Source organism: Microbulbifer regidiadema (SeqCode) (assembly GCF_052467605.1).
The window spans coordinates 1,791,994-1,815,549 of sequence record NZ_CP174316.1 but is presented as its reverse complement, the minus strand read 5'-3'; the positions used below and the strand labels follow the sequence as shown (position 1 = coordinate 1,815,549).

The 23,556-nt window shown below is 52.8% G+C and carries 17 protein-coding genes; 13 read left to right on the top strand and 4 right to left on the bottom strand.

Going from position 1 to position 23,556, the window contains the following annotated elements:
* The first annotated feature begins 36 nt into the window (after window positions 1-36).
* From ACJJIF_RS08575 to ACJJIF_RS08565, 3 genes are all read left to right on the top strand, one after another.
* Window positions 37-1,926 carry an RHS repeat domain-containing protein gene (locus tag ACJJIF_RS08575; RefSeq protein WP_444931803.1) on the top strand — a complete coding sequence of 630 codons (1,890 nt, stop codon included), beginning with the start codon at window positions 37-39 and terminating at the stop codon, window positions 1,924-1,926.
* Between the two features lie 102 nt (window positions 1,927-2,028).
* Window positions 2,029-3,816, top strand: a complete 1,788-nt coding sequence (locus ACJJIF_RS08570) for a hypothetical protein (RefSeq protein ID WP_444931802.1) — start codon at window positions 2,029-2,031, stop codon at window positions 3,814-3,816.
* Window positions 3,817-3,886: 70 nt separating this feature from the next.
* Window positions 3,887-6,718, top strand: a complete 2,832-nt coding sequence (locus ACJJIF_RS08565; protein WP_444931801.1) for an RHS repeat-associated core domain-containing protein — start codon at window positions 3,887-3,889, stop codon at window positions 6,716-6,718.
* A gap of 657 nt (window positions 6,719-7,375) precedes the next feature.
* Here the strand turns inward: ACJJIF_RS08565 and ACJJIF_RS08560 are convergent.
* The 4 genes from ACJJIF_RS08560 to ACJJIF_RS08545 all read right to left on the bottom strand — a co-directional run bounded on the left by ACJJIF_RS08560 (window position 7,376) and on the right by ACJJIF_RS08545 (window position 12,107).
* Window positions 7,376-8,362, bottom strand: coding sequence for a transposase (locus ACJJIF_RS08560; RefSeq protein WP_444931800.1), 987 nt, complete (start codon window positions 8,360-8,362; stop codon window positions 7,376-7,378).
* Window positions 8,363-8,599: 237 nt separating this feature from the next.
* Complete coding sequence (aspA, locus tag ACJJIF_RS08555) at window positions 8,600-10,066, bottom strand: aspartate ammonia-lyase (RefSeq protein WP_444931799.1); 1,467 nt, start codon at window positions 10,064-10,066, stop codon at window positions 8,600-8,602.
* Window positions 10,067-10,172: 106 nt separating this feature from the next.
* Window positions 10,173-10,988 (bottom strand): helix-turn-helix domain-containing protein, encoded by an 816-nt coding sequence (locus ACJJIF_RS08550; RefSeq protein WP_444931798.1) that lies wholly within the window; start codon window positions 10,986-10,988, stop codon window positions 10,173-10,175.
* A 102-nt stretch (window positions 10,989-11,090) separates the two neighbouring features.
* Complete coding sequence (locus tag ACJJIF_RS08545) at window positions 11,091-12,107, bottom strand: asparaginase (protein ID WP_444931797.1); 1,017 nt, start codon at window positions 12,105-12,107, stop codon at window positions 11,091-11,093.
* A gap of 397 nt (window positions 12,108-12,504) precedes the next feature.
* Between ACJJIF_RS08545 and ACJJIF_RS08540 the strand changes: the two genes are divergently transcribed.
* The 10 genes from ACJJIF_RS08540 (at window position 12,505) to ACJJIF_RS08495 (ending at window position 23,429) form a co-directional block, all read left to right on the top strand.
* Window positions 12,505-13,827, top strand: a complete 1,323-nt coding sequence (locus ACJJIF_RS08540; RefSeq protein ID WP_444932331.1) for a homoserine dehydrogenase — start codon at window positions 12,505-12,507, stop codon at window positions 13,825-13,827.
* 87 nt (window positions 13,828-13,914) lie between these two features.
* A complete protein-coding gene (thrC, locus tag ACJJIF_RS08535) occupies window positions 13,915-15,315 on the top strand; it encodes a threonine synthase (RefSeq protein WP_444931796.1) in 1,401 nt (466 codons plus the stop codon).
* 61 nt (window positions 15,316-15,376) lie between these two features.
* Entirely contained in the window at window positions 15,377-17,104 is a 1,728-nt protein-coding gene (recJ, locus tag ACJJIF_RS08530; protein WP_444931795.1) for a single-stranded-DNA-specific exonuclease RecJ, read from the top strand.
* Window positions 17,105-17,179: 75 nt separating this feature from the next.
* Complete coding sequence (locus tag ACJJIF_RS08525; protein WP_444931794.1) at window positions 17,180-18,094, top strand: DMT family transporter; 915 nt, start codon at window positions 17,180-17,182, stop codon at window positions 18,092-18,094.
* A gap of 9 nt (window positions 18,095-18,103) precedes the next feature.
* Window positions 18,104-18,727: a LysE family translocator gene (locus tag ACJJIF_RS08520; RefSeq protein ID WP_444931793.1), complete on the top strand. Its 624-nt coding sequence runs from the start codon at window positions 18,104-18,106 to the stop codon at window positions 18,725-18,727.
* 33 nt (window positions 18,728-18,760) lie between these two features.
* On the top strand, window positions 18,761-19,219 hold the full coding sequence (locus tag ACJJIF_RS08515; RefSeq protein WP_444931792.1) for a hypothetical protein: 459 nt from the start codon (window positions 18,761-18,763) through the stop codon (window positions 19,217-19,219).
* 22 nt (window positions 19,220-19,241) lie between these two features.
* Complete coding sequence (locus ACJJIF_RS08510; protein WP_444931791.1) at window positions 19,242-19,634, top strand: MerR family transcriptional regulator; 393 nt, start codon at window positions 19,242-19,244, stop codon at window positions 19,632-19,634.
* Between the two features lie 93 nt (window positions 19,635-19,727).
* Window positions 19,728-20,823 (top strand): peptide chain release factor 2 gene (prfB, locus tag ACJJIF_RS08505; protein ID WP_444931790.1). Its coding sequence is split into 2 segments (ribosomal slippage): window positions 19,728-19,799 and window positions 19,801-20,823, totalling 1,095 coding nucleotides; the frame shifts between segments, so codons are not numbered across the junction.
* Between the two features lie 79 nt (window positions 20,824-20,902).
* A complete protein-coding gene (gene lysS / locus ACJJIF_RS08500; protein WP_444931789.1) occupies window positions 20,903-22,387 on the top strand; it encodes a lysine--tRNA ligase in 1,485 nt (494 codons plus the stop codon).
* A 151-nt stretch (window positions 22,388-22,538) separates the two neighbouring features.
* On the top strand, window positions 22,539-23,429 hold the full coding sequence (locus ACJJIF_RS08495) for a hypothetical protein (protein ID WP_444931788.1): 891 nt from the start codon (window positions 22,539-22,541) through the stop codon (window positions 23,427-23,429).
* Window positions 23,430-23,556 lie beyond the last annotated feature (127 nt).

Below are 23,556 nucleotides of genomic sequence, written 5' to 3'. Positions count from 1 at the left end.
GTGTGTTCTGTTTTGAATGTAAAGTTGGGTATTTAAATGTTAATTTTGGATGTTGTGATTAGGCGGGCTAATATGCGATATTTAGCAGTTTTTATGGTGTGCTTTGCATCAAGTCAAGCGATTGCATACTGCTCATATAATATAATTGGAATGTATCCAGGTAGACTTTCTGCCTACAATGCTTGTGAATCTGTTGATTCCCGTAACAGTTGTAATGAGATTGTTATAGATGGGCGCTATATCCGTGGGGCGCAATGGTGGTATCGGCATTCCGATCAGCATGAAAATTTTTTTAACATAACTTCAGATGCTTTTTGCACTGCACCATCTGGACCTGAGGTTGATGTTAGATTCGATATTGCATTTTTTTCTTATGATGGTTGCCCCGAAGGCTCTTCTCCTAATCAGGATGAAGGTAGTGTGTGTGAATGTGAGGAGGGTATCATGAGTTACGATACTCTTACCTGTGAGCCCCTCCAATGCCTGCCTCCAACTGTTTATAATGAAAGCACGGGGCTGTGTGAGAAAGAATGCCGAGTAGATAAGCCTTGGTCTGATTCTGCTAGAGATTGCATAGCTCCCGCCGAGCCCCAAAGCTGCTCCAATCAAACTGGCGCCCCCTCTAATTTGGCTGGTAATCCGATTAATTTCTTTAATGGCCATAAATTACAACGAGAGCCAGTATTCGCGGCGAGTGGTGACTTCCCGTTGACTTTCTCTTGGCTGTATAACAGTTTTGGTAATTTAGAGAAGTCGGGGGCGGGGTATACGATTAATTTTGTTTACCCAGGAGAGACAGTGACCCATTCTGAGGCGCCGGTTATTGAAAGTGGCTATACCTTTACTTTACCACTGGATGAAGACTCCACTTCCGAATATACCGGCAGTGCCACAGACAACTGGCGTCACAATCATAGTTACTTTCTTGCCTATTACATCTTGCCCGATGGTGAAACCGAGCGGGTAATTGCCTATCGTCCGAATGGTAGCGATCTGCATTTTTCTGATGAAGATGGCACTTTTGTAGGGGAGGCTAATCGGGATTGGCTTGTTACTAGAGAACTTGATGAGAGCGACGAGCTATCTGGTTGGAAGCTGGAAATTGGCGGAAGAATAGAAACCTACGATACTGCTGGCCGGGTTTTGCGAGTGGAGAACCAGCAGGGTGAGGGTATTAGCTACACCTATGACGATAGCGGCGTTTATCAATCAGCTATCGCTGATGATAACGGTAATAGTGTTGATCTGACCTGGAATGATGGGAAGCTTATCCAAATTACTCGCAATGATGGCTCTGTGTACGAATTTACCTACAATGATGATGGTTTACTCAAAACCATTACTTTCCCTGGTGAGGAAAATCCTCAACGTACCTTCCGTTATGAAGATGACCGGTTCCCCAATGCTCTGACAGGGGTTACTGATGAGGCGGGTAAGATTTACAGTACCTTTACCTATGATGATCAGGGGCGAGCCATTCGCTCGGAGCACAATGAGGGGGCGGAATCAGTCGATGTGGAATATATCGATGATTATACGCGCCGTACCACCAACGCATTGGGTAAGCAAACCACTTATAACTATACCGAAGTAGATGGTGTAAAGCGCATTACCTCTGTAGATGGTGAGGCATCAGCTAATTGCGCTGCGGCTAATAAAGGTTATACGTACGATGCTAACGGGTTTATTGCCAGTGAGACTGATTGGGAAGGAAATACTACCACTTATACCCGTGATAATTTGGGGCGGGAGCTGATTCGTACAGAGGGGGCGGGCACGTCTGAATCTAGAATAATTACTACTGAGTGGCATGAGACCCTTAATTTGCCAGTCAAGATTGGAACACAACAAGGTCTTACTGAATATTCTTATGACTCTGAAGGAAAATTGCTAAGGAAAACAGTTGTATTTATAGATGAGATTTAGCAATTAGAGGCCTTTCTATGGTTAGATTTTGTAAGGCTGCCTTAGTTTATTGCGTTTTAGTTGTTTTTATTCGTTTGATATGTGAATCAGGAGTGTCAAGCTTTGTCAGTAAGGATAATTTCACTTTTTATTTTTTGTTGTGGGGTGCTCAATGCTAGTGCAGTCGAGTATGAGTATTGGCATAATTCAACAGTGGGGAGGCCGGTATTTCCAGACCCTAAGCTTGGGTGTGACTATATTTTTCTTGTTTTTTGGGCCGGTACAGATTTTGAGAGCCGTTATGGCCCTGAATATAATGAATATATATCCGACAGAATTTATGGTTGTGCTCTTTTAAAGACGGATGAAATAACTTTCAGTCATTTATATACTAATTTCAAGCTACATACAAAAACGTGTTCTGCTGGATATGATTTTGATTATGAAACAGCTTCCTGTGTTGAGCTGGATGAACCATTATGTAATCCTCCCCTCGAATGGGATGGTACTTTTTGTATAAAAAAATGCTCGACTGATAAACCCTGGTCTGATACCGCTAGAGACTGCATAGCTCCCGCCGAGCCCCAAAGCTGCTCCAATCAAACTGGCGCCCCCTCTAATTTGGCTGGTAATCCTATTAACTTCCTTAATGGTCATAAACTGCAAAGAGAACCGGTGTTCACTGTAAGTGGTGATTTCCCGCTGACTTTCTCTTGGCTGTATAACAGTTTTGGTAATTTAGAGAAGTCGGGGGCGGGATATACGATTAACTTTGTATACCCTGGGGAGGCGGTGACCTATTCTGAGGCGCCAGTTGAGGAGAGTGAGTATACCTTTAGTTTACCACTGGATGGTGATTCCACTTCTGAATATACCGGCAGTGCCACAGATAACTGGCGACACAACCACAGTTACTTCCTTGCTCATTACACATTACCCGATGGTGAAACTGAACGAGTAATTGCCTATCGCCCGGATGGTAGCGATCTGCATTTTGCTGATGAAGACGGTACTTTTGTGGGGGAAGCTAATCGAGATTGGATTGTCACTCAAGAGCTTGATGAAAGCGGCGAGCTATCTGGTTGGAAGCTGAAAATTGGTGGAAGAATAGAAACCTATGATACTGTAGGCCGGGTTTTACGGGTGGAGAACCAGCAGGGTGAGGGCATTAGCTACACCTATGACGATAGTGGTGTTTATCAATCAGTTATCGCTGATGATAACGGCAATAGTGTTGATCTGACCTGGAATGATGGGAAGCTTATCCAAATTACTCGCAATGATGGCTCTGTGTACGAATTTACCTACAATGATGATGGTTTACTCAAAACCATTACTTTCCCTGGTGAGGAAAATCCTCAACGTACCTTCCGTTATGAAGATGACCGGTTCCCCAATGCTCTGACAGGGGTTACTGATGAGGCGGGTAAGATTTACAGTACCTTTACCTATGATGATCAGGGGCGAGCCATTCGCACGGAGCACAATGGGGGGGCGGAATCAGTCGATGTGGAATATATCGATGATTATACGCGCCGTACCACCAACGCATTGGGTAAGCAAACCACTTATAACTATACCGAAATAGATGGCGTAAAGCGCATTACCTCTGTGGATGGTGAGGCATCAGCTAATTGCGCTGCGGCCAATAAAGGATATACCTACGATGCCAACGGTTTTATTGCCAGTGAGACTGATTGGGAAGGTAATACTACCACTTATACCCGTGATAATTTAGGACGTGAACTGACTCGCACAGACGGTTCTGGCACTGCTGAGTCAAAGGTGGTCGTTACTGAATGGCATGATTCCCTTAATGTACCCGTGAAAATTACTACATCTGAAGATGTTGTTGAGTTCTCCTATGACTCCAAGGGCCGGTTGCAATCAAAAAAAGTTACTCCCAAATAGGATTGTGAATAAATAGTTTGCCCAAATTAACGAAGTAGTTTAACGAACAAGAAAATTCGAAGGATTTGATATGTATTTTAGCAAGTCTATTCTTGCGGGGGCGTTTAGCCTGTTGGTTGCCCATGGCACCCAGGCGGCGATTACTGAGCAGAACTGGTCCTATACCTATAATGAAGCGGGTAAGATGGAGACGGCGGATGGTCCGCGTACGGATGTCTCTGATATCACAACTTACGCTTACGATAGTAATAACCGCCTCACCACGACGACCAATGCGTTGGGGCATTTGGAATCTATTCTTGAGTATGATGGGGCGGGTCGTCCGCTTAAGGTTGAGAATTCTAATGGGGTGCAAACGCACTTTACCTATACCGCGCGGGGCTGGTTGGAAACCACTACGGTAAAAGCGGCATCCGGTGATTTGGTGACTACCTACACCTATGATGCAGTAGGGCAGGTGACTAATATTGCGTACCCGGATAATTCCAGTGTTACTTTTGAATACGACGCTGCGCGCCGTTTGACCGCTACCCAAAACTCCCTGGGAGAGAGGGTTGAATATACCCTGGATGCTGCCGGTAATATTAAAGAAGAAAAAGTTTTTGCTGCGGATGGTACAACCTTGGTTCGCTCTGTTAGCCGCAGTTACGACGAGCTGAGTCGGTTGATTGATGTCGATGGTAATAACGGCCAGAACACTTCTATTGCCTACGATAAAAATGGCAAGCGGGTTTCCACTACCGATGGCAACTTAAATAGTACGGGCGAGGCGCGGGATGCTTTGGGTCGTGTTGAGACGGTGACCGATGCCGATGGCAATGATATCCAATATACCTACGATAGTGCCGATCGTATTACATCTGTAACCGACCAGCGCGGTAATACCACCAGCTATGAATACGATTTTGCTGGTAATCTGATCAAGCTCACCAGCCCGGATACGGGGATTACTACTTACGATTATGATGAAGCGGGCAATTTAAAAGTTCGCACTGATGCCCGTGGAATTGTTGCCAACTATAGCTATGACGCGCTGAATCGCCTTACTGCGATCAGCTATCCCGGTAATAGCAGTGAGGATGCGCTGTTTAGTTATGACAGTATAGAGGAGGATAACAAAGGGGTTGGCCAGCTTACGGGCTACAGCAACGATGCGGGCTCTACGGCTTTAATGTATGATGACTTGGGTCGTATTATCCAGCAGGATGATACTATCGATAGCTGGAGCTTTAGCACCCAGTATAGCTACGATAGCCTTGGTCGTATTAGCAGTATCACTTATCCCTCCGGCCGTATTGTTAGCTATAGTCGCGATGCTCTGGGGCGTATCTCAGCGATAAGCTCTCAGACTAATGCGGAAGCCAGTGCGCGCACTATTGTCAGCAATATCCAATACCAGCCCTTTGGCGGTATTAGTTCTATGGATTACGGCAATGGCATTAGCCAGAGTTACAGTTACGATCTGGATGGCCGCTTGGAAACTGTGAGCGCCTCGGGGATCGGTAATATCCGCTCTGAGTTTTACACCTATGACTTTGCTAATAATATCACCGGTATTGCGGATAACCTGGATAACGCCAAGGACCGGGGATTTATCTACGATAAATTAAATCGGCTTACGGATGAAGGCTACATTGAGGGAGAAAACAGCTATCACTACGACTTGGTGGGCAATCGCACTCAGCAGGATGCTACCAGCACCGATGATATTGAGAGCAGTACTGTTTACAGCTATGAAGCCAGCTCCAACCGCCTGACCAGCAAAGGTGATGAGGCCTGGGTGACCGATGAGGTGGGCAACACCATCAATACGGGTGATGGTGCCAAGCAGTATACCTACAATCATGCCAACCGCCTTAAAACCTATAGCGAAGACAGCATCCTTAAAGGCACCTATTATTACAACGCCCTTGGTCAGCGAGTGCGCACGGATAAAACGGAAGATAATCTGCTGCACTATGATCTGAGTGGGCAATACTTGGCGGAGACAAATATCGCTGCCGATGACAGTGAGGTCCAAAGTCAGGTCGATTATATCTATCTCGACAATATGCCGGTAGCGCAGTTTGAGATTAGCTATAGTGACGGTGAGGTACAAACTAGGACATTGACCTACCTGCATGCTGATCACCTAAATACTCCGCGTATTGCTACTAATCAAAGTGAAACGATTGTCTGGCGCTGGGATAGTGATGCGTTTGGTAAGTCTGAGCCTAATGCTGATCCGGATGGTGATACTAACTTGACATTGGTCAATCTTCGATTCCCAGGGCAGATTAAGGGTGGTGAGGCAGAGCATTATTATAACTACTTCCGGGATTATGATGCGGGTAGTGGGCGATATTTGCAAAGTGATCCGATAGGGTTGAAAGGGGGTATTAATACCTATGGTTATGTGAATCAAAGTCCTTTGAATTTTACGGATGCGTTAGGGTTGGATGGCAAAAGAGCGTATTCATTAGCAACATATTCTTATTATTTTGGTGATGATAATTGGCAGCCATGGGATACTCACCCTGAGTCAAGAGGACGCCTTCGTGGGCAAAGTGGAACTAGGGGAAGTTGGGCTTTGAAATGTAATTTTTTTGTTTGGGATATGCTGTCAAATGGTGGGGATGCTCCAGGCCGAATGCCTGATGGTAGGGTTCCCAGCGCGAGTGAGTGGGCTGATCCCAGTGTAACTATTCCTGGGTATACTGTTCTACCATCAAGTGCTCTACTTATGCCAGGCGATGTAGTAGCGGAAGGTGGGCATGTTGGTATTTATGCCCCGTTGAACGGTGGTGGAGCCACTATCTCTGCAGCTGCCCTTTTTTATGGGTCAGGTTTAGTACACAACGATTGGGGTTTTCGGCCTGGGCAGAGCCCAACAGTTAGGCGTTGTGATTGTGATATCCCCTAGGAGCTTTAGGTGCGAATAAAAAAAATAGTACTTCTTTTTCTGGGGAGTTATGTAGTTGGATCTGTAATTCTTGCTATTTGTTCAATATTGAATGCATCGGATGTGGGTGCGAAAAATTCAAACATTCTTCTTGAAATAATGTTAAGTCCTATTCAAGTTGTTTTTCTACACTATGACTTTTTCATTAGGTCAGAAGGAAAGCTGATGGAAAGTATTATTGTGTTCTATGTTGGCTTCTTTTTTAGTATTTTGAGTGGTGGGATATTTCTTAGGACTAAGAGGAGAGGGTGATCGATTTTTGATCTTTAGATGGTTCTCTAATTTAATAGATTCAAGAGTTGGAGTTTGGATGAGTTTGTGCGCCGCTACCTGGCGCACCCTGTTCAAAATTTTTGAAGCTTAAGGGTGGGAGCACACACAATGGGACAGCCACACACAATGGGACAGCCATAGATTGGCCATAGATTGAGGAGCCAGTTGCAGGCAAGGAGTTTCACGCCACAGGATTACCAGATGGGGAAATCTCGGAAAATATCGGCACAGCAGACAATGACTTGGCGCCGATAACCTTTTTAGATTACAGGTAAAAATATGTGGCTCAGGTGGGAATGCCAGAACTTCGTTGGTAGCCAATAATCGGAAATTTTCTTATTCAGGTCAGCTGGGTGCAGGGCTAAAAAAATGCTGGCAGTCCCGCAATCCATGTACCCAGCGCTTATCGAGCCGGATGCAGGCTTGTCGCACCGCCTCTGCAGATCCCACCAGGCTTTTAAAGCGGCTTTCAAAGTTCCGGTTGAGATAGAGCCAGTGCTTTGCCGAGATGCCCAATCGCTCAAGGATTGGTGGTGTGTTCTGAGGGATGGAACCTCGTTTCTTGGGGTCTAAATGCCGACCGCTCCAGTCTACCAACTCCAAATAGTGATCCAACTGAAATGGCAATCCTTTCGGCATATTGAGGCGCTCGTCGCCTACAAAAGGAAGTAGCTCTTTGGGTTGCTCACCGGAAACGGCAGCGCGAATGCGTTGTTGGATGGAAGTGTAATCAGAATCTTCTGGGGTCTTCGCCATATCGGCGCGGATAGGGTTGAGGTCGACATAGGCCATGCAGGCGGCCAGGGCACTTTCGTCCAATAGCGCTTGAGACTTAAAGCGACCCTCCCAGAAACGACCAGTACAACAATCTTCTGTGTTGGCCTGGCGGGCAATCGACTCGTTTAAACAGCGCATAAACCAGCTGATATCCATTAACCTTTCCCGCCAAAGGTTGACCTGCTCGCTTAGCTTGTCCTTTTCACTGCGATCCAGGGCTTCGCCCTGAATAAAGCGCTGAGCCAAGCTGGAAGCTTTGAATAGCGCCTGCCAACGGAGAATAACCTCACTATCAGACCAGGATTTTGCTGTTTTGGCATCGATATAGAGCACGATATGGTAGTGATTGCTCATTACCGCATAGGCGACAATATCCAGAGCAAAGATATCGGCCAGTTCCTGCATCCTGACCTCAATCCACTGGCGCCGGTGTTCATAATCCCGCCCGGATTGAGCATCTTTTCCGCAAAGGAAGACCCTGCGTACACAGCGGCAAACGCAATGATAATAGGGTGTCGCATCAAGAGATATCTGGTTGCTTCGTGGTAGAGTCATTGGTTGCACGCTCACCAATGTGGATAAACGTCCAGCATTTTGTGGGTTTGCACTCTTTTGTCAATAAGGTTGGCGGTATATACTTTCTATTTGGTGGGTGCTCCTCCAGAAATCGCTCGGTGATGGAAGATGGCCGGGTTGTTCCCGGCTACCTGCCGCCTGATCGAAGAGCTGGGCATTTAATTCCGGCTGATAGCTTTAGAAAACCGGCAGCCGTAAGGCCGCCGGTTTTTGTTTTTAAGCGGGGTTTTTAATTTCTACTTTTCTCGGCTGGGTCATATTTTCCGGTGCGAGGATATCGTTCAGCTCCTCCTCACTCAGCAGGCCCTCATCGAGAATTAACTGCTTCACACTGGCACCGGTAATCAGCGCCTGCTTGGCGATACGGGTGGCATTCTCATAGCCGATATACGGATTGACCGCAGTAATCAGGCCAATACTGTTTTCCACCAGTTGCAGGCAGTGTTCCTCGTTGGCAGTGATGCCGCTTACACAGCGATCCGCCAGCGTAGTCATGGCCTGGGTCATCAGGCGCATGGATTGCAGCAGGTTAAAGGCGATTACCGGTTCCATTACATTGAGCTGCAACTGACCGGACTCTGCGGCCAGTGTGATGGTGAGATCGTTGCCGATTACCTGGTAGGCAACCTGGTTAACCACCTCGGGAATTACCGGGTTGACCTTGCCGGGCATAATAGATGAGCCGGGCTGCATCGGCGGCAGGTTAATTTCATTGAGGCCGGCACGGGGGCCGCTGGAAATCAGGCGTAAATCGCTGCAAATCTTCGAGATTTTTACCGCGGTGCGTTTCATTACGCCGGAGAACATCACGAAGGCGCCCATATCGGAGGTGGCTTCCACCAGATTTTCTGCGCATACAAAATCGATGCCGGAGATTTCCGACAGCGCATTAACAACCAGTTGGCGATATGCCGGGTCGGTATTAATACCGGTGCCAATTGCGGTGCCGCCCATATTAATTTCTTTAAACAGGGCGACCAGCTCTTTAACCCGGTCGACATCCTCGCGCACAGTGGCGGCAAAGGCGGCAAACTCCTGGCCCAGGGTCATAGGCACGGCATCTTGTAGTTGAGTACGACCCATTTTAATTACTGAGGAAAATTCTTTGGCCTTTTTGTCAAACTCGACGCAGAGGCTCTCCATGGAGTGCACCAGGTCGCTGTAGCTGAGCAGAATGGCCAGGTTTATCGAAGTGGGATACACATCGTTGGTGGACTGGGACAGGTTGACGTGATTGTTGGGATGTACTTTTTTGTACTCGGCTTTTTGCTGGCCGAGCAGCTCCAAGGCGCGGTTGGCAATGACCTCATTGGCATTCATATTAGTGGAAGTGCCGGCGCCGCCCTGAATCATATCCACGAGGAACTGGTCGTGCAGTTGGCCTGCGATAATTTCGTCACAGGCTGTGGCAATGGCGTTTTGCAGTTTGGGCTCTAAATAACCGAGCTGGCCATTGGCACTGGCGGCAGCTTTTTTCACCATCGCCAGGGCTTTTACCAGGTTGGGGAAGTGGTTTAGGGTAATGCCGGTAATCTGGAAATTTTCCAAAGCGCGCAAAGTTTGAATGCCAAAATAAACATCGGCAGGCACTTCGCGTTCACCCAATAAATCTTTTTCCAGGCGAGTTTCTGCGCCCGCACTAAAGACCGGCATCGGCTTGAGTGTGTGGAAGTCGTTGGTCATTTGTCTCTCTTCTCTTCATCGTATGGGTTTGTATGGGGCGAGGTAATAGCCGCACCTCCCACAAACCTCGTGTTGGAATAATTTGGTAATTTATCGAGCTGTACAGTTACAGCGGTGTAGCAAAAAAGCTCTGCGGCCCCTCGCAGGAGCTGGCCCGAATGTTTTCGCGAATATTTTTGTTGATTTCGTCGGATTCAGGGCCGAAAACACCGCATAATTTCAGCGCATTTTTAATGCTGATATTGCGCCCCAGGGATTCGAGTACCACTTTGGTACAGACGGGTTCACGCCTGTCGCTGGCGGATGCACCCAGCTTTAATCCGGATAGATAGCTGACACGGCTTTTATAAGTGGGGTAGAGAATGGTTTGTGCGATTTCATTGTGAGTTAACGCTTCATAGCCGACTAAAAAAATACGATCGGCGAGAAAAAGCAGCATGCCCTTGTAGCGGGATTTGTACCATTCGTCCCGGTCCGGGTAGCGCATACGCTCGAAGCGCTGAAAATAATATCCATCACCGTCCGACTCTATATGCAGCAGGCTGCGAATAATATGCTCGGAAAAAGTCATGGAGTAGTGGTATTCAAAGTAGAACCCCAAATACTTATCCGCCCGCCCCTGGGATTCGCGCATCAGAATATCAATATCGCGGTTGTAGGGCCTGGCGGGGAGGTGCTCAGATGCCGGTGCGCTGCGCACGCGAACTATTTGGCTGAACTGCTCGCGGGGCATAAGGATTTCATGGGGTTCTACACCAAAGAAATGGCATATTTTTCCCAGGGTGTACTGTGCGGGTTGGGTATTACCGTTGAGATATTTATTAAATTGTGCGCGGTTTACCCCAATTCGCCGGCATACCTCGGCAATGGAGGGGTAAAAACTGCACAGAAGGCGGAGGTTTTGCGAAAAGTCGTTGCTCATCGGTATTTGGCTTCTGGGTCGAGGCAGTCTCTTCAATCCCTGTAAATCACTCAGTCCCTTTGGTGGGGCGAAGCGGTAGGGCTTCGCCGGTAGTTCCGCTGGTTATCCGTCGGAGTGATTGCACTCTCCGCACAGCGGGCGCTGTAGCAGGGCTTTGATTTCCGCAGCGGCGTAGCCCATCGCCAGTAGGTGGTTGAGTTTTACAAAGCAGGCTTCGCTGGTCATATCCAGGCCGCCGATAACACCGGCGTCGAGCAGCGCGGAGCCCGCCGCGTATTTGCCCAAATCCACCTGGTGCTCCAAACACTGAGATACGGCGACGCAAATGGTGCCGAGCTGCGTGGCCCGTTCCAGCTGCTGGGTAAATGCGCGCTCGTTAGTCGGCGCATTGCCGGTGCCGTAAGTTTCAATAATTAGGCCCCTGGGGCGGCTCTCCAGCACTTTTTCAATCAGCGAAGGGGAGATGCCGGGGTACAGTTTCAGTAAAACGACGCCGCCATTGGCATCTGCGGGAATCTGAAACTGCGGTGCAGCTGCGGGAACCAGCAGGGCGTTGCGGTCGATATGGACCTGAATACCCACCTCCCCCAGGCAGGGGTAGTTGGGGCTGCTAAAGGCATCCAGAGAGCCAGAACTCACCTTGACGGCGCGGTTGCCGCGCAGCAGCTTGCCGTTGAAGTACAGGCAAACCTCGCGGATATCCTCTGAACCACTCAACAGTAGTGCCGCGATCAAATTGTTGTAGGCGTCGCTGCGCATCTCCCGCAGGGGGATCTGCGAACCGGTGACCACTACCGGCTTCTCAATGCCCTGTAGGGCAAAGGAGAGGGCCGAGGCGGTGTAGGCCATGGTGTCGGTGCCGTGCAGGACCAAAAAGCCCGAGTACTGGCTATAGTTGTCGCGGATCAGGCTGGCGATGTGGTACCAGTCCTGTGGGCGCATATTGGCGCTATCCAGCAGTGGGTCGAGTGCCTGGAAATCGTACTGCGGAAGCTGGCCGATAACATCTTGTAAAAGGCGCCCCAGCGCGCCCTCCAGATCGGCGTCAGGTATATAGCCCGATTCGCTTCGGCGCATTCCCAGGGTTCCGCCTGTATAAAGGATTAGGGTTTTCTTCATTACTCGACCACTATCTGAGTCCGGATTCGGTACGCCTCTTATTTTGTGCAAAGGCGCGGTGGATGCAATTTCGCAGGTTGCTGTTACCTGATGCTAGTAGATGCTTATATAGCATCTACTGAGGACGCTATTGGTTTCAAGGGGTGATTTTAGGTGACAGAAGTTTCGATACCGTACCTGCGGGAAGGGACGCCTTTGTGGCGCAATTATATTGACTTTTTTACGCCCGGCTCGGTAAGGTTGATAATCTTTTGTCAATTTTATTTGCATTTATTGCGCAGACTCCTGCGGTGGCACCGCTGATGGGGCGGGGACAGTCCCGCTTGATCGGCGGCCCCGGGTCGTTGCGCGGAGGAATATTGTGAGCGCAACGGTTGAAGAGACTGCGGAGGCGGAAGTGGCGGTAAAAAACGCACCCGCCGCCGTGCGGATCGGTATCTGTGGTTTGGGGACTGTCGGCAGCGGCACCGTGAATGTATTGGCGCGCAACGGGCGGGAAATAGCCGCTCGCTGTGGCCGCGCCCTGATTATCGAGCAAATCGGTGCGCGCCGGGACAATCCGAACTGCGATACCAGCCAGTTAAATATTACCCGGGATATTTTCGAAGTTGCCAACAATCCCAACGTGGATATTTTGGTGGAGCTTATCGGCGGCACTACGGTGGCAAAGGAGCTGGTGCGCACCGCGATTGAAAATGGCAAACATGTGGTCACCGCGAATAAGGCGCTGATCGCCGAGCACGGCAACGAACTGTTTGAGTTGGCGGCCGAGAACAATGTCACCATTGCCTACGAAGCGGCAGTGGCTGGTGGTATTCCCATTATCAAATCCCTGCGCGAAGGGCTGGTGGGCAACCAGGTGCAGTGGCTCGCGGGTATTATTAACGGCACCGGCAATTACATCCTCACAGAAATGCGGGAAAAAGGGCGCAGTTTTGATGAAGCTCTGGCCCAGGCCCAAGCTTTAGGGTATGCGGAAGCGGACCCCACTTTTGATGTGGAAGGGATCGATGCCGCTCACAAGCTGGTGATTATGGCCTCCCTGGCATTTGCTATGCCGCTCGCCTTTGACAAGGTGTACACCGAGGGCATCAGCCGGATTTGCAGTGAGGATATTCGCTACGCCGACGAATTGGGGTATCGCATTAAGCACCTGGGGATTGCCCGCCGCACCGACAAAGGGGTGGAGCTGCGGGTACACCCGACTCTGATCCCGCAGCGCCGCCTGATCGCCAACGTCAATGGCGTGATGAATGCGGTATTGGTCAGTGGCGATGCAGTGGGTCCAACCCTGTACTACGGCGCGGGGGCCGGCGATGAAGCCACGGCGTCGGCGGTGATTGCCGATATCGTCGATGTGGCCCGCACCCTAGAGGCCAAGCCGGAACACCGGGTACCGCCGGCGGGTGTCGCCCTGGCAGAGCAGGGGGGTACCCAGGTACTGCCGCAAGAGGACGTTATCACCAGCTATTACCTGCGTATCTCCGCCCAGGACAAGCCCGGTGTTATGTCTCAGGTAGCCACCATTTGCAGCGATCAGGGCATCAGTATTGAGGCGTTGATCCAGCACGAACCGGTTGAAGGTGAGGCGCTGGTGCCGGTGGTGATCTTAACCAGCCGCGCCGATGAGGCCAGCCTGCGCGAAGCGGTTGCGCAGATAGAGGCCCTGGAGACGGTCGAAGGTGAAGTCGTCAGAATTCGAGTCGAGAGTCTCGGTTAAAAATCTTATCGGCGCCGAGAGAGGGATTCTCACGTTCGGCGCCCGATCAATAAACTCCCCAGCCAGCGATAAGAGCCAAGAAATACTGTGAAATTTGTCAGCACACGCGGCAGCGCGCCGTCACTCTCCTTCGCCGATACCGTTCTCACCGGCCTCGCCAGCGATGGCGGCCTCTACGTGCCCGAGACTTTGCCGAAATTTTCCCGCGAGGAAATTGCCTCTATGGCGGGGCTCGATTACGAGCAGCTGGCCTTTCGCATTATTCAGCCGTTTGTGGGGGATGATCTCAGCGATGATGAACTGCGCGGTATTATCGGGCGCTCCTACAAGCACTTTCGCCACAAGGCGATTGCCCCGCTGGTGCAGACCGATACCAATGAGTGGGTACTCGAACTGTTTCACGGGCCCACCCTGGCATTTAAAGATTTTGCCTTGCAGTTCCTCGGCCAGCTTTTTGATCACCTGTTGAAAAAGCGCGGTGAGCGCGTGGTGGTGATGGGGGCGACCTCCGGGGATACCGGTTCGGCGGCGATCGAAGGCTGTCGCCACTGCGATAATATCGATATTTTTATTCTGCACCCCCATAACCGTGTATCTGAAGTCCAGCGCCGCCAGATGACCACGGTATTGTCGGACAACGTATTTAATATCGCACTGGAAGGCAATTTCGACGATTGCCAGAATATGGTGAAGGCGAGTTTTGCCGATCAGTCATTCCTGCCCGATGGGCGCCGCCTGGTGGCGGTGAACTCCATTAACTGGGCGCGGATTATGGCGCAGATCGTCTACTATTTTTACGCGGCCCTGCGCCTGGGCGCGCCGGATAAAACGGTCAACTTTTCTGTGCCCACAGGCAATTTCGGCGATATTTTTGCCGGCTACCTGGCACGGCAGATGGGACTGCCAATCGACCAGTTGGTAATTGCCACCAACGCCAACGATATACTGCACCGCTGTATCAGCAGTAACGACCACACCCCCAAGCCACTGGTACACAGCCTGTCCCCCAGCATGGACATTATGGTGTCGAGCAACTTCGAGCGCTTGCTGTTTGATCTCTACGGTCGCGATGGCGCGGCGGTGGCGGAGCTGCTCGCAGATCGCAGCCGGCCTATGCACCTGGGGGAGCCGGCCCTGGTTAAAGCGAGAGAGGTATTTTCCTCTTACCGGGTGGATGACAGTCGCACCGTTGAGGTGATCGCCGCGACCTTCGCCTCCTGCGAATACCTGCTCGACCCACACACCGCTATAGGTGTCGAAGCGGCGCGCCAGGTGCGCCGCTCGGCCGAACAACCTATGGTTTGCTTATCGACTGCACACCCGGCAAAATTCCCCGATGCCGTCGCTCAGGCCCTACCGGAGAAAGAGATTCCCCTGCCGCTTCATATGCAGGATCTCTGGCAGCGGCAAGAGCGTTTTAAGGTACTGCCCAACAACTTGTCCCAAGTGCATGACTATATGGCGACGACACTGTCTAGTGATAACTAGCCGGGGCACTATTGTGGGTAAAGCGGCTGCCGATTAGCTATTTGTTTTGCTGAGAAATACATTGACTACAAAAATTCAGCGGCGGCCAGTGGATTTTTCCACTGGCCGTTTTGCTTCTGATACACCCAAAATACTGCAACGTGTCCTGTTGGGGCGGGGGATAGTGAGCGAAGAGGCGCTGGATCACAGCCTCTCCCGATTACAGAGCCCGCAGAGTATGCGGGGGCTGGAAGCCGCCGTTGCCCTGCTGGTGGATGCCATCTGCGGGCAAAAGAAAATCCTGATCGTGGGCGACTTCGATGCGGACGGGGCCACCAGCAGCACCCTGGGGGTACTGGCCCTGGGTGCAATGGGGGCGCCGGGGGTGGAGTACCTGGTGCCGAACCGTTTCGACTTCGGCTACGGTCTCACCCCGGAAATTGTCGAGGTGGCCAAGGATTATCAGCCGGATCTGCTGATCACGGTCGATAACGGTATCAGCAGTATCGAGGGTGTGGCAGCGGCAAAAGCCGCCGGTATGAAAGTGATTGTGACGGACCACCACCTGCCCGGCAGCGAACTGCCGCAGGCGGACGCTATCGTCAATCCCAACCAGCCGGACTGTGACTTCCCCAGCAAGAATTTGGCCGGAGTGGGGGTGATTTTCTACCTGCTGAGCCGGCTGCGCACCGCCCTACAGCAGAGCGGCTGGTTTGAGCGAAGCGGTATCGCCCCACCGAATATGGCCGAGTATCTGGATTTAGTTGCCCTGGGCACTGTGGCCGACCTGGTGCCGTTGGATCACAACAACCGGATTCTGGTCCACCAGGGCATCGCCCGTATCCGCGCCGGTCGCTGCCGACCCGGTATCGCCGCCCTGATGGAAGTGGCCGGGCGCGACCAGCGCCGCCTCTCCACTACGGATATCGGCTTTATTTTGGGGCCGCGTATTAATGCGGCCGGCCGTCTCGACGATATCGGTACCGGTATTCGCTGCCTGCTCACCCGCGATCCCAGTGAAGCGCGGGAGCTGGCCGCCGAGTTGGACGCCCTCAACCGGGACCGCAAAGCGATCGAGCAGGGGATGCAGCGGGAAGCTATGGCGGCCCTGGACGAGCTGCGCCTGGAGGGGGAAATCCCCTGGAGTTTGTGTCTGTACGATGCCAACTGGCACCAAGGGGTGGTGGGCATCCTGGCCAGCCGTATCAAAGAGAAATTCCACCGCCCGGTAATTGCCTTTGCCGAGGGGGATAACGGCTTGGTGAAGGGCTCTGCGCGCTCAATTCCCGGGTTGCATATTCGCGATGCCCTGAGCGATGTGGCTGCGGCCCACCCGGACCTGATCAGCAAATTCGGTGGCCACGCTATGGCGGCGGGCTTGAGCCTGCCGGGGGAAAACCTGGATGCTTTCCGCAGCGCCTTTGAGCGGGTCGTGCGCAATCGTTTGAACGAAAACCAACTGCACGCGGTGATCGATTCCGATGGTGAGCTGGACGTTGCCGATTACACCTTGCATACCGCTGCCATGTTGCGCGCCTGCGCGCCCTGGGGACAGGCGTTCCCAGAGCCGGTATTTGACGGCGAGTTTTTGTTGTTGCAACAGCGTATTGTCGGCGAGCGCCACTTAAAAATGGTGGTGGCGCCACCTCAGGCACCGCAGCTGCCGCTGGATGCTATTGCTTTTAATGTGGATACCGAGCAGTGGCCGCAGCCCACCGAGAGAGTGCGCCTGGCTTTTAAACTCGATGTTAATGAATTTCGCGGGCGGGAGTCCCTGCAATTAATGGTGAGCCTGTTAGAAGCGGTATAGGGCGCACTTTGTATTTGGCTGTTGGGAAAAACACGGAGTTTTTGCAACAGCTCCCAAGTTGTTTGGAAGTAATAAGTGGTGAAACGTAAACAAGTCCAGGCCGAAGTCCTGTTGTTATTGGCCGCGCTGTTCTGGGGCGTTGCCTTTGTGCCGCAAAAGATTGCCATGGCGGATATTGAGCCGCTGGCATTTAACGCATGGCGCTTTATTCTCGGTGGTTTAATCCTTATCCCCATCGTTTACTGGTTGTCCTCCCGCCGCGATGCCCAGCCCGGCGAAACTGATGGGCAAGCGGTGAATCACGCCTGGCGCGCCTGCCTGCCCGGCGGCGCGCTGCTGGGTTTTTGGCTGTTTCTCGGCGCGGCACTGCAACAGGTAAGCCTGCTGTACACCACGGCGGGCCGCGCCGGATTTATTACCGGTTTTTATTTGCTGCTGGTGCCGGTGATCGGTTTGTCCCTGGGACATAAAACCAATCGCTGGACCTGGATGGGAATTGGCCTAGCCCTGTTCGGCCTCTATTGGCTGGCGGACTTTAGCGAGGAGTCCCAGCTGATCGGCGACCTAATGGTATTCGCCAGTGCGTTTGTGTTTGCGATCCAGGTGCTGACGGCAGACCGGCTGGTAAAACGCTACGATGCCCTGCGACTGGCCTGCATTCAGTTTTTGATATGTGGTTTTCTGTCCGCTGTGGCCTCGCTGTTTACCGAACAGACGACCCTGCAAGCGGCGATCGATGCGGCCTGGCCCATCGCCTATATGATGATTTTCTCCACGGCGCTGGCGTTTACCTTCCAGCTTCTGGCCCAGCGCTACGCCGCGCCCTCTCACGCCACTGTAATTATGAGCCTGGAGGCGGTTTTCGCCCTAGCGGCGGGCTGGCTATTCCTCAATGAAATGCTCAATACCACGGAGTTAATTGGCTGTGGTTTGATGCTGGCGGGCATGCTGGTCAGTCACTACGGCAACCACAGCGGCACCCACCACTAAGGAATAACTATGGAATTATCGGCATTGGCACTCTTTGTTCCCGCAAGCTTCTTTGCCTCGGTTACACCGGGGCTCTGCATGATGCTGTCGCTCAGCCTGGGAATTACCCTGGGCGTGCGCCACACTTTGTGGATGATGGTGGGAGAGTTGCTCGGTGTCGCGTTGGTCGCTATTACCTCCGCACTCGGCGCTGCGGTATTGATGGTGCAGTATCCCGCGCTGTTTCAGTTATTCAAATACTGCGGGGCCGCCTATCTGGCCTGGATGGGGGTGCAGATGTGGCGCTCCCGGGGCCAGCTGGCGCTGCTGGATCAGGGCGGGGTTGGGGTGAGCCGGCCAGCGCCCAGGGCATTGGCGCTACAGGGGTTTGTCACCGCCGTAGCCAACCCCAAGGGCTGGGCGTTTTTTATTGCGCTGCTGCCGCCTTTTATTAACGATGCCAAGCCTTTGCTCCCCCAGCTTTCAGTCTTGTTGTCGATATTGTTATTTTTGGAAGCGCTGTGCCTGCTGCTCTATGCCAGTGGCGGCCAGGCGCTCAGCCGATTGCTGGCGCGGGCGGAAAATGTGCGCCTGGTAAATCGGATTTCCGGGACTTTGATGCTATCGGTGGGGGCCTGGTTGGCGCTATCCTGAAGCGGCTAATTATTGATGGACGGAGGATGTCTTGTGCTGAACAAAGGGTTGTCTTTCTTGTGGGTATGGGTACTGCTTATCTCGCTGAGCGGGTGCGGTCAGTCGCGGCAGGAGCCGGCGCTGGAGGGTGAGGTTGAGACCACACCGAGCGCTGTCGAGTCCGAGGCCGTATCGGCGCCTGCCGCCGCAACGATGCCCTCGGGAGAAATGGTGTGGGTCTATCGCAGCAGTGGTAGCAAGCAGTGCGAGGGCGGTGGTATGACCTTGCAGCAGAGCTTGGCCAAGTTGCGCGGCGATGGAGTACTGGTGCAGGAGTCCCGCTGCGGAGTGCGCACCGACAGAATGTTTACCGCCGTGTGTGGCGCACCCACCGGGGATATTCTGCTGCATTCTATCGGCGTGGACGCTCTGGATTCCGCCCTGGAGCTGGGGTACAACCCCGCAGAGAAGGTGCGCTATCAGTTTACCGGCTGCCGGGACAACAGCATCTGAATCCTGCTCTGAGGGGGTAAGCGTGAATATTTCCCAGGCCGCAGCACATTCGGGCCTCAGCGCCAAGGCCCTGCGCCACTACGAGAGTATCGGTCTGCTGGTGCCCGGCCGCTCTGCAAACGGTTATCGGGATTACACCAGTGCCGATATTGAGACCCTCTGTTTTGTACGCCGCGCGCGCGCCTGTGGCTTTGCGACGGAAGAGGTGCGGGCCCTGCTGGGGCTACGGGACAACCCGGCGCGCCACAGTCGCGAGACCAAAGCTCTGGTCAATCACAAGTTGGCCCAGATCGAGGAGCAGTTGCAGACCCTGTTGGGGATGCGCGCTACTCTGCGGACATTTGCCGACAGCTGTGCGGGGAATGAGTCCCCGGATTGCGCAATTCTGCAAAAGCTGTCCGGGCAGACTGCTTAATCGCGCATTCCCGCAGGGTTCTGACTGGAAGGACCCCCGCGCGCTGCGGTAGAATACGCGCCGCTTTTTATTTTGTCCGGACACCGAAAGTTCATGGAAATCAATCCCCTCCTCAATCAATTAAAAGACCTCGAAGAGCGCACCGACGTTCTTAGGGGGTATCTTTGACTATGCCAGCAAGAAAGAACGCCTTACAGAAGTAGAGCTGGAGCTGGCCGAGCCGAGCGTTTGGGACGATCCCAACCGCGCACAGGAGCTGGGGCGTGAACGCTCCTCCCTGGAAACGGTAGTGAACACTATCGAAAACCTCGACGCCGGCATCGCCGATTGCCGCGAACTGCTGGATATGGCCGTCGAGGAAAATGATGAGGACTCCGTCGACGAGGTCTCTACTGAGATCGAAGGCCTGCAACAGCAGTTGGGAGTTTTGGAATTCCGCCGCATGTTCTCTGGCGAGAACGACGAGAACAATGCCTACCTGGATATCCAGGCCGGCTCCGGGGGCACCGAGGCCCAGGACTGGGCGGAAATGATTTTGCGCATGTACCTGCGCTGGGGTGAAGCCCACGGCTTTAAGACCACCCTGGAAGAGGTCTCCGCAGGGGAAGTGGCCGGTATCAAGAGTGCCACCGTACACTTCGCCGGCGATCACGCGTTCGGCTGGCTGCGCACGGAAACCGGCGTCCACCGCCTGGTGCGCAAATCGCCGTTTGACTCCGGCAACCGCCGTCACACGTCTTTCAGCTCGGTATTTGTGTCACCGGAAATCGATGACAATATCGAGATTGAAATCGACAAATCCCAAGTGCGTGAAGATACCTACCGCGCCTCCGGTGCCGGTGGTCAGCACGTGAACAAAACCGATTCTGCCGTGCGTTTGACCCACACAGAATCCGGTATCGTCGTACAGTGCCAGAGCGAGCGCTCCCAGCACCAAAACCGCGATAAAGCCTGGAAAATGCTGCGCGCAAAAATGTACGAGCAGGAAATGCTCAAGCGCAACGCAGAAAAGCAGGCCATGGAAGACAGCAAGGCCGACATCGGTTGGGGCAGCCAAATTCGCTCCTACGTGTTGGACGACCAGCGTATCAAGGACCTGCGCACCAATGTTCAGACCAGTAACTGCCAGGCAGTACTGGACGGAGACCTGGACCAATTTATCGAAGCCAGCCTCAAAGCCGGCCTCTGATTTAAACGCTCCACACTCACCGCGCCCCCGTCTCTACTGAGGCGAGGGGCAATATCACTCACAAAACTGATAGATCACCATGACTGATATCCAGCAAGACGAAAACAAACTGATCGCCGAGCGCCGCACCAAGCTTTCCGCTCTGCGCGAGAAGGGCAATGCTTTCCCCAACAGTTTTCGCCGCGAGAACCTCGCTGCCGACCTGCAAGCTGAGTTCGGCGATAAACAGAAAGAGGAGCTGGAAGAACTGGGTAAACGGGCGTGCGTAGCCGGGCGAATCCTGGCTAAACGCGGCCCCTTTATGGTGATCCAGGATGTGTCTGACCGCATCCAGCTGTACGCCGATAAAGCGGCACAAAAAGATATTAAAGAGCGCTTCGGTGCCTGGGATATCGGCGATATCGTCGGTGTGAAGGGTACGCTGCACAAATCCGGTAAGGGCGACCTCTACGTCAACTGCGAAGAGTACAGCCTGCTGACCAAAGCACTGCGCCCGCTGCCGGAAAAATTCCACGGCATTGCCGACCAGGAACTGCGCTACCGCCAGCGCTACGTGGACCTGATCGCCACGCCGGAAGCCCGCGAAGTGTTCCGCGTGCGCTCCAAAATTATCGAGTACATCCGCGATTTTCTGAATGGCCAGCAGTTTATGGAAGTGGAAACCCCCATGCTGCAAGTTATTCCCGGTGGTGCCAGCGCGCGCCCGTTCGTCACCCACCACAATGCGCTGGATATCGATATGTACCTGCGTATCGCCCCGGAGCTGTACCTGAAGCGTCTGGTCGTGGGCGGTTTTGAGCGGGTTTACGAGATCAACCGCAACTTCCGTAACGAAGGCCTGTCCACGCGCCACAATCCCGAATTCACCATGTTGGAGTTCTACCAGGCGTACGCGGATTACAATGACCTGATGGATCTCACCGAGCAGATGCTGCGCGGTATCTGTGAGAATGTATTGGGCTCTACTACCGTGGAATACCAGGACAGCAGCTACGACTTCTCCAAGCCGTTCGCACGTCTGTCTGTGTTTGACTCCATCCTGCACTACAACCCGGAACTCACTGCGGCCGATATCGACAATATCGAATCCGCCCGCGCCGTTGCCGAGAAGCTGGAAATCCCGCTGAAAGATAGCTGGGGTCTGGGTAAGGTACAGATCGAGATCTTCGAGAAGACCGTAGAGCACCGCCTTGACCAGCCGACCTTTATCACTGAGTACCCGACCGAGGTATCCCCGCTGGCTCGCCGCAACGATGACAACCCGTTTGTCACCGACCGCTTCGAGTTCTTTGTTGGCGGCCGCGAGATTGCCAATGGCTTCTCCGAGCTGAACGACGCCGAAGATCAGGCCGAGCGCTTCAAGGCCCAGGTGGCGGAAAAAGATGCCGGTGATGACGAAGCCATGCACTACGACGCCGACTATATCCGCGCGCTGGAATACGGCCTGCCGCCCACCGCCGGTGAGGGTATCGGTATCGACCGCCTGGTAATGCTGTTTACCAACTCGCCGTCGATTCGCGACGTACTGTTGTTCCCGCATATGCGCCCTGAAGCGAACGACTAATCGCCTCTCACTGCCGGGCGCCTGCCCGGCAGTGTCTTCTGCGGCCCTCCTGCCTGTCCCCAATCTTCATTTTTCTCGCTCAGAAATTTTCCTACTCCTATCTATCCTTATTGGGTGGTGTGTACTTCGTATTAATCGGGTAGTGGCAGTTATGAGACAGGGAAAAGAGAAAAGAGAAAAGCGCATACAGGCGCTAGTGCTGGCGCTGTGTATCCTTACCCCCGCTATTATCAACGCGCAGAGTTCGGAGTCCGCATCCACGGCCAAACCGCCCCCCACTGAGGCCGATGACTGGCGCTTTCTCGCCACCCCCTATCTTTTCCTCCCGCTTCGCACTAAAGGGACTTCTACTGTCGCTGACACCAGTGTCGATATAGACCTGGATTTAAGTGAAACCCTGGACCTGCTCAACGCGGCTTTTTCCCTGCGCCTGGAAGCCTGGAAAGGGCGCTTTGGGGTAGTGGCGGATCTCTATTATGTCAATCTCAGGCTGGATAAAGGCGCGACTATCCCGCCGCCGCGCAACCCACAGCTGGATATTGATATAGAGATTGATGTGGAGGTGGACGCCCGCCAGGGCTGGATTAATCTCCTCGGTGGTTATCGAATCCTCGAAGGCAACCTGGCAAAAAGTGGCCGCCGCTATTTTGTTGATGCTGGCGCGGGTTTGCGCTGGAACCGGTTAAAGCAAGAGGTAAAAGCGAGAGCCGGAATTAATATTGGCCCTCGCCCTGAATTCAGCAATCGCCTCGGTGGCAAACAGAGTTGGTGGGAGCCCACCCTGGCCGCGCGCGGAGCGATCGCCGTCAATGATTGCCTCACCTTCTCTGCGCGCACAGAGGTGGGCGGTTTTGGTTCTGGGGGGGATGACTTGCAGTGGAATCTGTTGGCTGGATTCGACTGGCGCGCCTGGCAAACCACTTCGCTGCGCTTTGGTTACCAGTATTACAGCATCGACTACGCCGACCGCCTGGCGGATGGGCGCTTTGCCTACGATATTAGCCAGCATGGGCCCTATATTGCGGCGACTTGGCGCTGGTAGTTGAGCAAGTTCTATTTTTGATTAAAGCGTGTGGGTCTCTTCTTAGTGACCATTACTTTTGAAGAAGTTAGGATCTTTGAGATGATAATTCTAAACTCAAAGAGTTAGTTATTTTTCATGAATTTGT

What these genes read in the sequence shown, in the direction of transcription:
- ACJJIF_RS08520 (WP_444931793.1), top strand. Translation starts at nt 18,104, where the DNA reads ATGGAATTATCGGCATTGGCACTCTTTGTTCCCGCAAGCTTCTTTGCC.
- ACJJIF_RS08575 (WP_444931803.1), top strand. Translation starts at nt 37, where the DNA reads ATGTTAATTTTGGATGTTGTGATTAGGCGGGCTAATATGCGATATTTA.
- ACJJIF_RS08560 (WP_444931800.1), bottom strand. Translation starts at nt 8,362, where the DNA reads ATGACTCTACCACGAAGCAACCAGATATCTCTTGATGCGACACCCTAT.
- ACJJIF_RS08545 (WP_444931797.1), bottom strand. Translation starts at nt 12,107, where the DNA reads ATGAAGAAAACCCTAATCCTTTATACAGGCGGAACCCTGGGAATGCGC.
- ACJJIF_RS08550 (WP_444931798.1), bottom strand. Translation starts at nt 10,988, where the DNA reads ATGAGCAACGACTTTTCGCAAAACCTCCGCCTTCTGTGCAGTTTTTAC.
- ACJJIF_RS08565 (WP_444931801.1), top strand. Translation starts at nt 3,887, where the DNA reads ATGTATTTTAGCAAGTCTATTCTTGCGGGGGCGTTTAGCCTGTTGGTT.
- lysS (WP_444931789.1), top strand. Translation starts at nt 20,903, where the DNA reads ATGACTGATATCCAGCAAGACGAAAACAAACTGATCGCCGAGCGCCGC.
- ACJJIF_RS08495 (WP_444931788.1), top strand. Translation starts at nt 22,539, where the DNA reads ATGAGACAGGGAAAAGAGAAAAGAGAAAAGCGCATACAGGCGCTAGTG.
- aspA (WP_444931799.1), bottom strand. Translation starts at nt 10,066, where the DNA reads ATGACCAACGACTTCCACACACTCAAGCCGATGCCGGTCTTTAGTGCG.